This window comes from Bordetella ansorpii (genome assembly GCF_900078705.1).
GTDB classification, from domain to species: domain Bacteria; phylum Pseudomonadota; class Gammaproteobacteria; order Burkholderiales; family Burkholderiaceae_B; genus Bordetella; species Bordetella ansorpii_A.
Map to the genome: position 1 here is coordinate 244,055 of NZ_FKIF01000002.1, position 15,439 is coordinate 259,493.

Annotated in this window: 15 protein-coding genes; 8 read left to right on the top strand and 7 right to left on the bottom strand. The window is 66.7% G+C overall.

Annotation, left to right across the window (positions count from 1 at the left end; translation table 11 throughout):
- The first annotated feature begins 150 nt into the window (after window positions 1–150).
- The 4 genes from A6745_RS04805 to A6745_RS04820 are packed head-to-tail and all read left to right on the top strand — an operon-like array spanning window position 151 to window position 4,788.
- Window positions 151–1,695, top strand: coding sequence for a DEAD/DEAH box helicase (locus A6745_RS04805; RefSeq protein ID WP_197488093.1), 1,545 nt, complete (start codon window positions 151–153; stop codon window positions 1,693–1,695).
- 34 nt (window positions 1,696–1,729) lie between these two features.
- Entirely contained in the window at window positions 1,730–2,359 is a 630-nt protein-coding gene (locus A6745_RS04810; RefSeq protein WP_066124347.1) for a LysE family transporter, read from the top strand.
- A gap of 60 nt (window positions 2,360–2,419) precedes the next feature.
- Window positions 2,420–4,027: a peptide chain release factor 3 gene (locus A6745_RS04815; RefSeq protein ID WP_066124349.1), complete on the top strand. Its 1,608-nt coding sequence runs from the start codon at window positions 2,420–2,422 to the stop codon at window positions 4,025–4,027.
- A 29-nt stretch (window positions 4,028–4,056) separates the two neighbouring features.
- On the top strand, window positions 4,057–4,788 hold the full coding sequence (locus A6745_RS04820; RefSeq protein ID WP_066124352.1) for a hypothetical protein: 732 nt from the start codon (window positions 4,057–4,059) through the stop codon (window positions 4,786–4,788).
- A 124-nt stretch (window positions 4,789–4,912) separates the two neighbouring features.
- On the opposite strand, the gene bfr is transcribed toward A6745_RS04820, so the two are convergent.
- Both bfr and A6745_RS04830 read right to left on the bottom strand, forming a co-directional pair.
- Entirely contained in the window at window positions 4,913–5,389 is a 477-nt protein-coding gene (bfr, locus tag A6745_RS04825; protein WP_066124354.1) for a bacterioferritin, read from the bottom strand.
- Between the two features lie 429 nt (window positions 5,390–5,818).
- The gene (locus tag A6745_RS04830; RefSeq protein WP_082852894.1) at window positions 5,819–6,736 is read right to left on the bottom strand and encodes a DMT family transporter; all 918 of its coding nucleotides are present in this window, start codon (window positions 6,734–6,736) and stop codon (window positions 5,819–5,821) included.
- Between the two features lie 131 nt (window positions 6,737–6,867).
- Here A6745_RS04830 and A6745_RS04835 point away from each other — a divergent pair, with 131 nt between their 5' ends.
- Entirely contained in the window at window positions 6,868–7,794 is a 927-nt protein-coding gene (locus A6745_RS04835) for a LysR substrate-binding domain-containing protein (protein WP_066124359.1), read from the top strand.
- A gap of 45 nt (window positions 7,795–7,839) precedes the next feature.
- On the opposite strand, the gene A6745_RS04840 is transcribed toward A6745_RS04835, so the two are convergent.
- From A6745_RS04840 to rpoN, 4 genes are all read right to left on the bottom strand, one after another.
- Window positions 7,840–8,118 carry a (2Fe-2S)-binding protein gene (locus A6745_RS04840; RefSeq protein ID WP_066124360.1) on the bottom strand — a complete coding sequence of 93 codons (279 nt, stop codon included), beginning with the start codon at window positions 8,116–8,118 and terminating at the stop codon, window positions 7,840–7,842.
- Window positions 8,119–8,242: 124 nt separating this feature from the next.
- Entirely contained in the window at window positions 8,243–8,647 is a 405-nt protein-coding gene (locus tag A6745_RS04845; RefSeq protein WP_197488094.1) for a VOC family protein, read from the bottom strand.
- 207 nt (window positions 8,648–8,854) lie between these two features.
- On the bottom strand, window positions 8,855–9,466 hold the full coding sequence (locus A6745_RS04850) for a TetR/AcrR family transcriptional regulator (RefSeq protein WP_066124362.1): 612 nt from the start codon (window positions 9,464–9,466) through the stop codon (window positions 8,855–8,857).
- A 134-nt stretch (window positions 9,467–9,600) separates the two neighbouring features.
- The gene (gene rpoN, locus A6745_RS04855; RefSeq protein WP_456236468.1) at window positions 9,601–11,025 is read right to left on the bottom strand and encodes an RNA polymerase factor sigma-54; all 1,425 of its coding nucleotides are present in this window, start codon (window positions 11,023–11,025) and stop codon (window positions 9,601–9,603) included.
- A gap of 16 nt (window positions 11,026–11,041) precedes the next feature.
- Between rpoN and A6745_RS04860 the strand changes: the two genes are divergently transcribed.
- Window positions 11,042–11,668: a hypothetical protein gene (locus A6745_RS04860; protein ID WP_231885908.1), complete on the top strand. Its 627-nt coding sequence runs from the start codon at window positions 11,042–11,044 to the stop codon at window positions 11,666–11,668.
- 379 nt (window positions 11,669–12,047) lie between these two features.
- Window positions 12,048–13,754 carry a 2-isopropylmalate synthase gene (gene leuA / locus A6745_RS04865; protein ID WP_066124367.1) on the top strand — a complete coding sequence of 569 codons (1,707 nt, stop codon included), beginning with the start codon at window positions 12,048–12,050 and terminating at the stop codon, window positions 13,752–13,754.
- Between the two features lie 202 nt (window positions 13,755–13,956).
- Here the strand turns inward: leuA and A6745_RS04870 are convergent, their stop codons facing one another.
- Complete coding sequence (locus tag A6745_RS04870) at window positions 13,957–14,337, bottom strand: tautomerase family protein (RefSeq protein ID WP_066124369.1); 381 nt, start codon at window positions 14,335–14,337, stop codon at window positions 13,957–13,959.
- An 81-nt stretch (window positions 14,338–14,418) separates the two neighbouring features.
- On the opposite strand from A6745_RS04870, the gene A6745_RS04875 reads away from it, so the two are divergent.
- Window positions 14,419–15,276, top strand: a complete 858-nt coding sequence (locus tag A6745_RS04875; RefSeq protein ID WP_066124371.1) for a LysR family transcriptional regulator — start codon at window positions 14,419–14,421, stop codon at window positions 15,274–15,276.
- Window positions 15,277–15,439: the final 163 nt, after the last annotated feature.

A 15,439-nucleotide genomic window follows, 5' to 3' on the forward strand; every position in this document is an offset into this window, starting at 1 on the left:
ATCAGCACGCCGCCACAGGCGCAATCTCGCCGCCTGTGCCGGGGCTCCCGCCGCCTCATAACCCCGGCGGGTCCAGCCCCCTTTCTCCTCACTTGCATGCCTGGATTGGTGTCGCTCCCCCTGAGCGACAGGCTTGCCGCTGGAGTTGTCTTGACTACCACTGTTTCCTTCGCCGACCTCGGACTGGTCGATTCGCTGTTGCGCGCGATCACCGAGACCGGCTACACCGCGCCCACCCCCATTCAGGCACAGGCCATTCCGCAGGTGCTCAAGGGTGGCGACCTGCTGGCCGCCGCGCAGACCGGCACCGGCAAGACCGCCGGTTTCACGCTGCCCATCCTGCAGCGCCTGTCGCAGACCAAGCCCGCGCTGAAGAAGCCCGGCCGGCCGCGTTGCCTGATCCTGACGCCCACCCGCGAGCTGACCGCCCAGGTCGCCGAATCGGTACAGACCTACGGTAAGTACACCGGCCTGTCGGCCATGGTGATGTTCGGCGGCGTCAACATCAACCCGCAGATCAGCGCACTGAAGAAGCCGCTGGACATCCTGGTGGCCACGCCCGGCCGCCTGCTGGACCACGCCGGCCAACGCACGATCGACCTGTCGGGCGTCGAGATCCTGGTGCTGGACGAAGCCGACCGCATGCTGGACATGGGCTTCATCCGCGACATCCGCAAGGTGCTGGCCCTGCTGCCGAAGCAACGCCAGAACCTGCTGTTCTCGGCCACGTTCTCCGACGAGATCCGTACACTGGCCCGCGGCGTGCTGCACGATCCGGGCGAAGTCTCGGTCACGCCGCGCAACACCGCCACCGAACTGGTCACGCAGACCGTGCACACCGTGGCCCAGTCGCACAAGCGCGACCTGGTCAGCCACCTGATCCAGGAAAACGGCTGGCACCAGGTGCTGGTGTTCACGCGCACCAAGCACGGCGCCAACCGCCTGGCCGAAAAGCTGGTGAAGGACGGCCTGTCGGCCGCCGCGATCCACGGCAACAAGAGCCAATCGGCCCGTACCCGCGCGCTGTCGGGCTTCAAGGACGGCAGCGTCGCCGTGCTGGTGGCCACCGACATCGCCGCCCGGGGCCTGGACATCGACCAGTTGCCGCTGGTGATCAACTTCGAACTGCCGAACGTCCCCGAGGACTATGTGCACCGCATCGGCCGTACCGGCCGCGCGGGCGCCACCGGCTCGGCGATCTCGCTGGTCGACGACAGCGAAATCAAGCTGCTGAAGGCCATCGAGCGCCTGATCAGCAAGACGATCGAGCGCAAGCCCGTGGCCGGCTGGGTGCCACCCGCGCGCAGCGCCGCCGATGAGCCCGAGGACGACCGCGACGACGACGACCGCCCGCGCGGCGGCGGCCGCCGCCAGGGTCAGGCCGCCGGCAATCGGGGCGGCAATGGCGGCGGACGCAGCAGCCAGGGCAATGGCGGCCGCGCCGGCCAAGGCAATGCCGGCCGTCCGGGCCAGGGCAATGCCGGTGGCCGCGGCCAAGGCAGCAGCAACGGCGCGGGCCGCCCGCAGCAGCCGGCCCGCGCCGCGCAGCCGCGCGGCGGCGATCGCCAGGCCTCCGGCGAACGCCGTGACGGCGGCCGTGCCCAGGGATCGCCGCGTCCCGAGGGCGGCGCCCCGCGCAACGGCGGTTCCCGCCAGGGCGGCAACCCGCGTGCGGGCGTGCTGCTGGGCAAGTAAACTAGCCGATCCTCCACGCCACCCATCCTGGATCATGCCGCTGTCGACCTGGTTGACCTTCTTCGTCGCTTCCTGGGCCATTTCCTTCTCGCCCGGCGCCGGGGCCATCTCGGCCATGTCGTCGGGACTGAAGTACGGCTTCGCGCGCGGCTACTGGAACACGGTCGGCCTGATCATGGGCATCCTGATCCAGTTCATGATCGTGGCGGTGGGACTGGGCGCGTTGCTGGCCACGTCCGAAACCGCCTTCGCGGTGGTGAAGTACCTGGGCGTGGCCTACCTGATCTACCTGGGCATCCGCCAGATCCGCACAGACGCCGCCCCCGTGGCGGTCGACGGCGGCGATCCCGGCCGGTCCTCGATCCGCGAGCTGATCGTGCGCGGCATGCTCATCAACATCACCAACCCCAAGGGCACGGTGTTCCTGATGGCCGTGGTGCCGCAGTTCGTCGATCCCGCGCTGTCGCTGACGCCGCAGTACCTGGCGATCGCCGGCACGCTGGCTTTCACCGACCTGGTGGCCATGGGCGTCTACACGCTGCTGGCCGCCAAGGTGCTGCGCCTGTTGCGCAGCGCCAGCCACATCCGCCTGATGAACCGGGTGTTCGGCTCGCTGTTCATCCTGGCCGGCGTCGTGCTGGCCACGTTCCGCCGCCATACGTGAGCGCGCCGGGCCGCCCCAAGGGCGGACACCGCAAGGCGCCGCTTGTAACCCCCCCGCATCATGACCATCACCCAAGAAGTCGCCCGGCGACGCACGTTCGCCATCATTTCCCACCCGGACGCGGGCAAGACCACGCTGACCGAGAAGCTGCTGCTGTTCGCAGGCGCCATCCAGATCGCCGGCAGCGTGAAGGCCCGCAAGGCCTCGCGCCACGCCTCGTCCGACTGGATGGAAATCGAAAAGCAGCGCGGCATCTCGGTGGCCTCGTCCGTGATGCAGATGGAATACCGCGACTGCGTCATCAACCTGCTGGACACCCCGGGCCACCAGGACTTCTCCGAAGACACGTACCGCGTGCTGACCGCCGTGGACGCGGCGCTGATGGTGATCGACGCCGCCAACGGCGTCGAACCGCAGACCATCCGCCTGCTGCAGGTCTGCCGCGCGCGCAACACGCCGATCATCACGTTCATCAACAAGATGGACCGTGAAGTCCGCGAGCCGCTGGAGCTGCTGTCCGAGATCGAATCGCACATCGGCATGGACGCGGTGCCGTTCTCGTGGCCGGTCGGGATGGGCAAGGCCTTCGGCGGCGTGTTCGACATCCGCCGCGACCGCATGCGCCTGTTCCGTCCGGGCCAGGAACGCCGGTCGGACGACGACGACATCATCGAAGGCCTGAAGAACCCCGAGATCGCCCAGCGCTTCGGCGCCGCCTTCGAGCAGGCCAGCGGCGAGATCGACCTGATCACCGAGGCCTCGCCCGCCTTCGACCGCGATGCCTTCCTGGCGGGCAAGCAGACGCCGGTGTTCTTCGGCTCGGCCATCAACAACTTCGGCGTGCAGGAAGTGCTGGACGCCCTGGTCGAACAGGCCCCCCCGCCAGGCGCCCGCGTGGCCCTGGAGCGCACCGTGCAGCCCGAAGAGCCCAAATTCACGGGGGTGGTCTTCAAGGTGCAGGCCAACATGGACCCGGCGCACCGCGACCGCGTGGCGTTCGTGCGCGTCAGCTCGGGCCGCTTCGAGCGCGGCATGCGCCTGAAGGTGGCGCGCAACAACAAGGAAATGCGGCCCAACAACGTGGTGTCGTTCCTGTCCCAGCGCCGCGAACTGCTGGACGAGGCCTATGCCGGGGACGTCATCGGCATCCCCAACCACGGCGTGCTGCAATTAGGGGACGTGTTGACCGAAGGCGAGTCGCTGCGCTTTACCGGCCTGCCGTTCTTCGCCCCCGAACTCTTCCAGGCGGTCGAGGTCAAAGATCCTCTGCGCACCAAGCAATTGCGCATCGGCCTCACGCAACTGGGCGAAGAGGGCGCCATCCAGGTGTTCCGCCCCGAGGCGGCCGGCGGCGCGCTGCTGCTGGGCGCGGTCGGCCAGCTGCAGTTCGAAGTGGTGGCCCACCGCTTGAAGGCGGAGTACGGCGTGGACGCCCGGATGATGCCCTCGCGCTATAACATGGCGCGCTGGATCACCTCGGACGACCCCAAGGCGTTGCGCAAGTTCATGGATGCCAATGCTGCCCATATCGCCTATGATGTCGTCGATGCGGTGGCCTTCCTGAGCGGTTCCGCGGCCCAGCTGCGGGTAGCCGAAGAGCTGTATCCAAACGTTAAATTTCACGCCATGCGCGAGCATGGCGGCAAGGTCTTCGCAGACAAGGTCTAGCCTGCCCAGGCAGGCGATAGAGGGTATCAATGTCGTGGCGTGTATTGTTCGCGGTGCTTCTGCTGGCGGTCGGCGCGGCCGCCTTCGGAGGCATCCAACTGGGTGACTGGCTGGTGGCGCATGCTCCGCAGGCCACGCCCGCTCCCGGGCAGGAAGAAACCGAGGCCTCCCAGCAACCCGTGCTGGATGCCAATGGCCGTCCCTATGTGGCGCAGCCTCCGCAGCCGCGCGTGGATGGCTCCCTGGGCGTTCCCGACAAGCCCGCGGGCACCGAGTGGACCATTCCCACCGTGTCGCTGTTCGACACCGTCACCGATCCGTCGGTGCAGATCTCGCGCACCAACGTCTCCCAGGAAGAAGCCCGCCAACTGGCCGCCAACTCCGACGTGCCGCTGCCCACCGGCGGCTCCGACGTCACCACGCTGGATCTTCAGTCGCTGGGTAACCAGGGCGCCGGCATACAGCCCACCGCGCAGCAACCGCAACAGGCGTCCGCCCCGATCCGGCCCGCGCCCGGCGTCTCCCTCGGCCAGCAGTCCATGGGCCAGGCCTCGCAGCCCATGGCCATGGGGCAACCGGCCCAGCCGGCCGTGCCGCAGAACAATCCGGGCAACTGGCAGGATTCCCTGCGCCGTGAACTGGCCCAATGTTCGAACCAGGGCTTCTTCGAGCGCCCCACCTGCTCCTGGAACGCCCGCAACAAGTATTGCGCGCCCAATCGCGCATGGGGCGCCATTCCCGAGTGCCCGCAGCGGCCGTAGGCCGCCACACAGCCTGGCCCCCGCCTTTGCGCGGTCCGATTCAGACAAAAAGGGCGTGGAGACATCTCTCCACGCCCTTTTTTCCGGCCCCGCGCCCCATGCGAGGCGCCGGAAATGCAACGGCTCAGCTGGCCACTTCCATCTGGCTTTGCAGGTAGTTCTGCAGGCCGACCTGGTCGATCAGGCCGATCTGGGTTTCCAGATAGTCGATGTGCTCTTCGGTGTCGTCCAGGATGTCCTGGAACAGATCGCGCGAGACGTAGTCACGCACCGATTCGCAGTAGGCGATGGCGTCTTTCACGGTGGCCTGGGCAGCCGTTTCCAGCTTCAGGTCACAGGCCAGCAGTTCCGGCACGTCCTCGCCGATCAGCAGCTTGTGCAGGTCTTGCAGGTTGGGCAGGCCGTCGAGCATGAAGATGCGTTCGATCAGGCGGTCGGCGTGCTTCATCTCGCCGATGGATTCTTCGTACTCATGCTTGCCGAGCTTGTTCAAGCCCCAGTGGTTCAGCATGCGCGCATGCAGGAAGTACTGGTTGATGGCAGTCAGTTCGTTGGTGAGCTGCTTGTTCAGGAACTGGATGACTGTCTTATCGCCTTTCATGATGAACTCCTTGTATTCATGCGCATGCCCATGGACACGACGCCGACGTCATGCGAATGGACGAAGGCTAACACTGCACAAAGGGCCGCGCCTACCCTTTGCCCGCATTTGGTAAACGGCTTTGCGAGTGCAATAAGGAAACGGGAACCGAATGAGAATGAGTATGCGTGCGTGACAGCCCGCATCCGCGAGCACGGCTGCACGCGGGCTTGCGAGGCATGCGCGCCCTGGTTCTGCCAGGCATATCCGGTCATGTCGGCCCGGATATGCCGCGCTGGCCGTCCGATAAAGCGCGTGACATGACCGTGGCTGCGCTGTTGGCGTTCGGCAACAAAACAGGGGACGTGTCGGTCGCCCCCACGCCGGGGTGGCCGCAGGGCGGTCCGTCTGGACATCCGACGGCCCCGCGAGGCCGCCCGTCCCCGCGACTCAGGCCTGGCGCGTCGCCAGCCAGATGCCGAACGCGATCGGCACGATGCCCGCCATGTCCAGCCACGACACCGGCTCGCCCAGCACTGCCCAGCCGAACAGCAGGCCCAGCGGCGGCATCAGGAAATGCAGCGCGCTGGCCGAGGTGGCGCTGTTGCGGCTGAGGATCGTGAACCACAAGGCATAGCTGCCCATCGACACCGGCACGATGGTGTAGGCCATGCTCCAGAACAGGCTGGGGGTCAGGTGCACCTGGTCGAGCGACTCGTAGTGCAGCGCGAACGGCAACAGCACCAGCGACGCGGCCAACGACTGCACGGCCGTCGCGCTCCAAAGGCTGGCGCGCGGCTTCAGGCGCTTGTACGCCAGCGTGCCCGCCACCAGGCCCAGCAAGCCCATCACCACGTGCAGCGTGCCCTGCAGGTCTTCATGCATGCCGACCAGGCGCGAGCGCAGCACCAGCATCACGCCCAGCAATCCCAGGCATAGGCCCAGCAGCTTGCGCCAGCCGAGTTTCTCGCCCAGCACCGGCCCGGCCAGCAGGCCGATCAGCAGGGGATTGGTGCTGATCAGCACGGCGGTGAAGGCGGACGACACCGTCGCCATGCCGCTCCAGCTGAACCCCAGGTAGAAGGCGTTGTTCAAGACGCCCAACCCCGCAAGGCACAGCAGTTCGGCATACGGAATCCGGCGCAGTCCGCCCGTGAGGGCGGACATGCCCAGCATCAGCACGCCCGCGATCAGAAAGCGCACGGTCAATAGCATCAGCGGCGGACAGTCGTGCAAGGCGACCTTGGCGGACGCGAAGGCCGAGCTCCAGAGCAGGCAGAACAGCGCAATGGAACCCCATGGGGTGGGCCGCTGGCCCGCGGACATGGCAACGGCGGCTGGGGCAGGCATCGCGAGGGTGGATTTCATGGAAACGGTTCGGAAAGAAATGTGCCGGCCCGGCAGCGACCGAATCGGGGGATTCTGCGCCGCCCTCCATCCATTGACAAATTCTTTATTCAGATTAAAAGTATTTGAAAAACCACTGGATTTTGATCGTCATGGACCTCGACCTGCTGCATAGTTTCGTCTCTGTCGTGGACGCCGGCGGCTTCACGCGGGCTGGCGAGCGCGTGCACCGCACGCAATCCACCGTCAGCCAACAGATCCGCAAGCTTGAAGCAGCGCTGGGTTGCGAGCTGTTCGTGCGCGAAGGCCGCCAAGTGCGCCTGACGGAGGACGGCGAGCGGCTGCTGGGCTACGCCCGCCGCATGTTGGCCTTGTCCACCGAAATCCGCGAGGCGGTCAGCGGAACGCGGGGGGTGGAAATGGTGCGGGTGGGCGTGCCGGACGATTTCGCCGTGGAGCGCATGACGGCGCTGGTGGCGGGCTTTTCCCGCGCGCATCCCGCCGTACGCGTGACGATGCGCTGCGATCTCAGCGCCATGTTGTCGCGCAGCCTGGAACGCGGCGAGCTGGATCTGGCGCTGTTCAAGCGCGAGCCTGGCGCCGGCGACTGCCTGGCCGCCTGGCCCGAACGCCTGACCTGGCTGGGCAGCCGCGACTGGCCGATGCACGCCTTGCCGGACCCGGTGCCGCTGGTGACGTTTCCGCAAGGCTGCCTGTATCGCAACCGCGCCGTCCATGCCCTGGAAAGCGCGGGCCGGCGTTGGCGCATCGCCTACGAAAGCCCGCACATGGGCGGCATCCAGGCGGCGCTGGAAGGCGGCCTGGGCGTCTCGCTGATGGACCGGCGCTGTCTCACGCCCGCCATGCGGGCCTACGACGAGCTGCTGCCTCGCGCCGCGCCCAGCGAACTCGCGCTATGCCTGAGCCCGGCCGCGTCCAGCGCCGCGCGCGGCCTGGCAAGGCGGATGCGGGATTTCTGCGACGAGGTCGTATCGCTGACGCGCGCGGCGGACGCGACGACGCCCCGCCCGGCGGCGGCGGACGATATTCGACAGGAAAAAGGGAAGGCTGCCGCTTGAACGGGACGTTGCGCGGCGATGCGGCCCGACCCGGACCAGGGACGATCAGGCGGCCTGGCTGACGGCGCCGGTGTTGGCGGCCGGCTGGTCGTTCTCGACCCGGACCGTGGGCATGTTCACCGGAGCCGGCATGGCGATCGTGCGCACCTCGCAGACGGTGGAGCCGCGGCCCCCCGGCAGGTATTCGAGCGCGGTGGCGGCGCAGCAACCGCAGCACGAGGCGACACCCAGTTCGAATTGCAGATCGCCAAGCGACGTGGCGCCCGCGTCGACACAGGCGCGGACTTGACGTTCGGTGACAGCGTTGCAGACACAAATATACATGAGAATAATTATCGTCCTTTATCCTGGCGTGCGCAAGTGTTGCGCAACGGCAGGGTGGCGCGGCGGCAACGGAGGCCCAGGGCGACGCGGCGTACGTGGCAGGCCCGTACGCCGCCCAAGGGGCTCAGTTGTCGAAAGTCCCGCGATACTCGGCCGCAACGTCGGCGCGTGTGTTGAATTCGAACATCACGCCACCGGGCGCGCGGCAGAAGAAGCGCGAACCGCGGCCGTTGTTGAAGACGTCGGACACCATCTCGACGCCTTCGGCCTTGAAGCGCGCATACAGCGTCTGCACCGCTTCGGCGTCGGGCAGTTCGAAGCCGCCATGGAAGTTCGTGGGCCAGGCGGGCTTGGCCTCGACGTGCTCGATCACGACGTCAAAGCCGGGCCGCTTCAGGATGTAGGACTTGTCCCAAGTCCCGTCGACGGCAAAGCCCAGGTAATTCTCGAAGAACCGCGCCGTGGCGGTTGCGTCGGAGGAGGGAAAGCTCAGGTGATTGAGCTTCATGGCGGTAGTCAGTTCGGTCATCGTAGCCTCGCTATCGGGGATCGGGCATGGCGTCCCGCCATGCGCTGCGATGACGTCAGAATATAAGCAAAAGCTCACATTCAACTACTCGCATCGGGTGATGGCCATGGCATTGCCACGCGGGCCCCGCGAGCAGGCGATTTCGCGGCATGGCGCGCATCGAGGCCGATGCCGGTTGCTCGCATTCGGGCTTCTGAACCGCTGTTTTCAGGCCGCGTCCACGCGCGCCAGATAGCCGAAGACGGCCGCGCCGATACGGCGTTCCAGATCCGCCACATCACGTTCCCCGCGCTCGCCCGCCGCATCGGTCATGGCGCGGATGATGGCGGACACGTCGCTTGCCGCGACCTCGGGCCGTGCACAACGGCGCCTGGCCCGCTGGATGCAGGTGACCAGCAGGGCATGGAATGCCTGGGGCTTGTCCACCTCGCCGCGCAGCGCGGGCCGCGCCTCTTCGGCGTCCAGCAGGCGGGCCAGCATGGGGCGCTGCAACTGTTGGCGCACGGCGGCCCCGATCAGGTATTCCAATGCCGCGCGGCCCCCGCGTTGCGCCAGGGCGCCACGCGCGTCGTCGTAGAAGCGCGCGGTCTCGCGTTCGATCAGGGCGACCGTCAGCGCGTCCTTGCCCGGAAAATACTGGTACAGCGAACCGATGCTGACGCCCGCGCGCCTGGCCACCGCGTTGGTGTTGAAGCCTTCCAGTCCTTCCGCTTCCAGCACCTGCGCGGCCGCCTCGACGATGGCGGCCACGGTCTCCAGCGAACGGGTCTGCGTCGGCGCCTTGCGGGGCCTCAACGGCTTGGCGCTGTCCTGGCTCATGGATGTTCCGCGCGGCTCAGCGCAGCCTGGCGCCCGGCGGCACGTCGCGATCCGGCCCGCACAGCGCGGCCTTGGCGAAGTCGTCCCATGAAATCGGCGTGGTCATGATGGGGTTCCCGCGTGAGGCTGAGGGATCAGCGCGCGGCCGCCTGCGCCTTGCGCACCGCCGCCGGCGCGATGCGCAGTGCTTCGCGGTACTTGGCGACCGTGCGGCGCGCGATGACGATGCCCTGGCCGGCCAGGCGCTCCATGATCTGGCTGTCGGACAGCGGCTTGGCGCGGTTCTCGCCGGCCACCATCTGGCGGATGTGCTCCTGCACCGCGGTGGCCGATGCGGAATCGCCGCTGTCGGTGGCCACGCCCGTGCCGAAGAATCGCTTGAGCTCCATCGTGCCGTACGGCGTCAGCATGAACTTCTGCGTGGTGGCGCGCGAGATGGTGGATTCGTGCAAACCGAGTTCGCCCGCGATGTCCTTCAGGATGAGCGGCCGCATGGCGGCCGGTCCCTGGCTGAAGAAGGCCGCCTGATGGACCACGATGGCCTGCGACACGCGCAGGATGGTGTCGAAGCGCTGCTCGACGTTGCGGATCATCCAGCGCGCCTGCTGCAGCTGCGCGTGCAGGCCCGCATGGTTGGACTCGCGCTGGTTGCCCAGCATCTGCGCGTACAGCCCGTTGATCTGCAGGCGCGGCACCACCGCGCTGTTGAGCACCGCCTGCCAGCCTTGCCGGGTCTTGCGCACGATGACGTCGGGGATGGCGTAGTCGGCCGCGGGCACCGTCCAGGCGCGGCCGGGCCGCGGATCGAGCCGCTGGATCAGCGTGCAGGCCGCGCGCTGCGTGGCTTCGTCGCAACGCAGGGCCTCGCGCAATCGCGCGGGGTTGCCGCTGGCCAGCAACGGCAGGTGCTGCGCGCAGATCAGCCGCGCGGCGGCCAGCACGTCGGGATTCGCGGCTTCCGGCAGGCGCGATACGTCGGGATGGCGCAACTGCAGCACCAGGCAATCGGCGGTGTCGCGCGCGCCCACGCCGGGCGGATCGAACGATTGCAGCAGCGTCAGCGCCGCGCGCAGTTCGTCCAGGTCGACCTCGAGCTCTTCGGGCAACCAGGTCAGGATTTCCTCCAGCGGCGAGCCCAGGTAGCCGTTCTCGTCCAGTTCGTCGATCAGCAGCGCGGCTAGCGCGGCATCGCGCGGCCCCGCCCGCGTCAGGATCAACTGGCCCAGCAGATGTTCGCGCAATGTGTCCGTTCGGGCCGTCTGCGGCGTATCGCTGTCGTCGTCGGGATACACGCCGCCGGAGCCCGGCATCTCTTCGATGCGCAGTTCGGTGTCGGGCTGATTGTCGTCGTTCTCGACCGAGGCCTCGCGCTGCGGATCGGCGGCGTCGGCCTGATCGGCCGTTTCATCGCGCTCCAGCAAGGGGTTCTCGGACAGGGCCTGGGAAATCTCCTGTTCCAGCTCCAACGACGACAGCTGCAACAGTCGGATCGACTGTTGCAGTTGAGGGGTCAGTGTCAGATGCTGACCGGGACGGAGTTCTAAAGCTGGACGAGTCATAGGTACAATATTTTGCATGATGAATCCCACTTCGCCCGAACGCATTCGCCAAGACAGCCGCATCGTTGGCCAAACCCTGGTGAAACTCGCGATTCCTCGCCTGGTCGTCCGGGCCCTGGTCATCGTCATCGCCGCCATCCTCTGGCTCTACGTGTCGTCCAAGCTGCTGGGGGTGGGCCGTTCGATCAACTTCGACAGCCTGCACTCGCTGGGGCAACAAACCGTAGACCTGCTGACCAGGATCAATCCCTATGCCTGGTGGGGCGTGGTGGCCATCTGGTCGCTCATCGTCTTCTTCCTGCTGCGCTCGTGGATCTACGCGGACATGGCCTCGGCGCGCGCCCGCCCGCTGGACGCCAACACGCTGGCCAGCCTGCGCGCCTCGCTGTGCGACGAATCCATCGACGTGCTGCGCTGGGTCTGGGGCGATCGCGAAGAGCCGTTCACAGTGGGCGACCTGCAACGCACGCACCAGGAACTGCGCCGCAATCGTATCGGCAAGATCGCGCTGGTGCGAGAACAATCTGCCATTCTGGACCGTGGCGACGCTCCGGCCGCCGCGTCCGCGCCGGCCCCCGCCATTGCGCCCACGCCGGCCGCGCCGCGGCAATATACTGAACCTACCATCGGCCCATTCCGATAGGCGGGTTCAATTGCGCCTGTGCGCAAAATATGTTTGACTACGGATTATGGCCTTTGTTTGCACCCCCTCCGCAATTGCCACCGAGCGCAACGACGCCTCGGTCGCAGGCCCGCGCGCAACCTCCGCGCGCCTACTGGCGCTATCGCTACACCTACCGATCGGTTGCCGGGCCTAGGGCCCCAAGTGGTAGCTCGGCAGCCTGGGTCAGCCCCTCCCCGACCCGACACGCCTGCCACGCGTCCATCCGTTTTTCTTTGCACGTTCCCGGATTTGAAACCGAATCCGGCCAGACTTCCGGCTTGAAGCCAGAGACCGCGCCCTCCGCCGCCGACCTGTTCGCGCGGACGGGCCCCGGATTCCCCCATACCGAGGTGTACCGATGATGCTCGCCAACCCTGCCGCCAAATACGTACCGTTCCGCCCGTTCGCCCAGGATTTCGCCGACCGCACCTGGCCCAGCCGCCGCATCACCACCCCGCCGATCTGGATGAGCACCGACCTGCGCGACGGCAACCAGTCGCTGATCGAGCCCATGAGCATCGAGCGCAAGCTGCGCTTCTTCGAACAACTCGTGAAGATCGGCTTCAAGGAAATCGAGGTGGGCTTTCCCTCGGCCTCGCAGACCGATTTCGATTTCGTGCGCATGCTGATCGAGGAAAAGCGCATCCCCGACGACGTGACCATCATCGTGCTGACGCAATCGCGCGAAGACCTGATCACCCGCACGGTGGAATCGGCGGCCGGCGCCAGGTGCGCCATCGTCCATCTGTACAACGCCGTGGCGCCCGCGTTCCGCAAGATCGTCTTCAACATGAGCCAGGACGAGATCAAGAACATCGCGGTGACCGGCACGCGCCTGATCAAGCAGGAGATGGCCAAGTACCCGCAGACGAAGTGGCGCTACCAGTACTCGCCCGAGGTGTTCAGCACCACCGAGCCCGAATTCGCGCTGGCCGTGTCCAACGCCGTGGCCGAGGAATGGAACGCCACGCCGCAGGACAAGATGGTGCTGAACCTGCCGGCCACCATCGAGGCCACCACGCCCAACATGTACGCCGACCAGATCGAATGGATGCACCGCAACCTGGCGCGCCGCGACAGCATCATCCTGAGCGTGCACCCGCACAATGACCGCGGCACCGCCGTGGCCGCCGCCGAATTCGCCGTGATGGCCGGCGCCGACCGCATCGAAGGCTGCCTGTTCGGCAGCGGCGAGCGCACCGGCAACGTCGACCTCGTCACCCTGGCGCTGAACCTGTACACGCAGGGCGTGCATCCCGGCCTGGACTTCTCGGACATCGACGAAGTGCGCCGCTGTGCCGAGTACTGCAACCAGTTGCCCGTGCATCCGCGCCACCCCTACGCGGGCGACCTGGTGTTCACGGCCTTCTCGGGCTCGCACCAGGACGCCATCAAGAAAGGCTTCGCGCAACAGAAATCCGACGCCGTCTGGGAAGTGCCCTATCTGCCGATCGACCCGGCCGACCTGGGCCGCAGCTACGACGCCGTGATCCGCGTGAACAGCCAGTCGGGCAAGGGCGGCGTGTCGTACCTGCTCGAACAGGAGCACGGCCTGGTGCTGCCGCGCCGCCTGCAGATCGAATTCAGCCGCGCCATCCAGCGCGTGACCGACGAGACCGGCCGTGAAGTCACCGCCGAAGACGTCTACACGATCTTCGACCAGGAATACCTGCAGCAGCACGCTCCGTGGAAGCTGATCCGCCACCGTATCGACGGCGACCCCAGCGCCGGCGAAGGCAAGCAATTCGCCATCACGGCCGAACTGGAATACGACGGCGAGCGCCGCACGGTCACCGGCAGCGGCGACGGCGCCATCTCGGCTTTCGTGGCCGCGCTGGACGTGCCGGTCCGCATCATGGACTACCACGAGCACTCGATCGGCACCGGCACCGATACCCGCGCCGCCAGCTACGTCGAAATGCGCGTGGGCGACTCGCCCACCGGTTTCGGCGTGGGCATCGACCGCGACATCGTCACCGCGTCGTTCCGCGCCGTGCTGAGCGCGGTGAACCGCCATCTGGCTACCGGCGCCAGCGTAAACGCCGAAGAGGCCGTGGCGGCCTGATACGGGCGTCTGGCGGCCCGTCTCGCGGACTGCCTTGCCGATGAAGGGCCATGTGCCGGCCCATGAAGACAAAACCCGCCGCAGCGGGTTTTGTCATTTCAGCGTGGCCCCCGCAACCGGGCGCCATGGGGTGATGCCGAACCGAAGGACCGCCGCGCTTCAGGCCCCGGGGACGACGGCACCGCCTTCTTGAAACATCGCGTCAGGCGTATTGCGCGAGGCCATTGCCGAGAGACCAGTTTTCTTTCCGGACCTCGACGAGGCTCACGAATACGTCTTCCGGCCGCATGCCTGGCGCTTCGCCCAAAATCTGCGCGATCCGCTGGAACAGGGCTTTCTTCTGTTCGACAGTGCGAGTGTCGTTCGCGGTAATCTGGATGAACACGAGATCGTCGCTGCGCGCCACGCCGAGATACGTCGCGCCGTAGCGGAAATTCGCGGCGTCGTGCTCGGTCAAGACCATGAACTGGTTATCTTCGGGAACGTCGAAGGTTTCGTGCATGGCGCGATGGACGCCATCGAAAATGGCCTGCCGGTAAGTGTCGGTCTTGCCCGTGCGTAGAGAGATGTGAACGAGAGGCATGATGCTCCTCCAGGTGATGGGACTTTCATGCTATCCATTCCGATATGCTATGCGGGTGAATTTCAGCGATAAGCAATTGAAATGACAGAACCCTCCCTGGACCTGGATGCCGTCAAGGCCTTCGTCCGCATTGCCGAATTTGGAAGTTTCACGCGCGCCGCCGAATCCTTGGGGACGACGCAGGCCGCCATGAGTTTGAAGCTGAAGCGGCTCGAAGACCGGCTGGGTTTCCGGCTCATCGAACGGACGCCCCGATACGTGGAGCTTTCGGCGCGAGGCACGGCCTTCCTGGTGCACGCTCGCGAACTCCTCTCGGTCCACGACCGTGCGCTCTGCGCCGTTGCCGGCGCCAGGCAGCGCCTGACCATCGGCATCAGCGACCACGTCGCGGGACCGGAACTGCCCGCGCTGATCGCACGCATGAACGCACAGGACCCGCAACTGCTGATCGAGATCCGGATCGGGTCGTCGAATGATCTCCTGCAGAGCTTCGACCGCCGGGAACTGGATACGGTATTGGTGCGCCTGCATGCCGGGCGAAGCGACGGCGAGGTCGTGGTCGAGGAGAGATTCGGCTGGTTTGCCGCGCCGGGCTGGCAGCATTCCGCGGCGGAGCCCTTGCCCCTGGCCACCATGGCCGAACCCTGCGGCGTGCGCGCGATGGCAGAGCAAATGTTGGATGAAGCCGGCATACCCTGGGCCGAAGTATTCGTGGGCGGCGGCGTCATGGCGGTCGCCTCGGCGGTCATGGCGGGGCTCGGCGTTGCCGCATTGTCCGCGCGCATGGTGCCGTTCGGCGCCGTGGACGTGGGTCCCAGGCTCGGGCTTCCCACATTGCCGCGACTGCCTGTCCTGCTGCACACCCGCATCAGGAATGGCCGAGCCAGCGATGCGCTTGCCGCGCTTTCAGCGGCATTCAAGAGCGCGGTGCGGAACTGACCCGAACCCGAAGCCGGTATGTGAGGCATGCGTTCTCGACGTGTTGGCGCATGCCGCCCGGCCACATTCGTGGTGTACAGGAAAGACCGATCCACCGCCTGCTGAACCCCACCTGCACGGACCGGACCTCAGCCTTGCCGGCCCGATCAACCCGAGCGGCGGT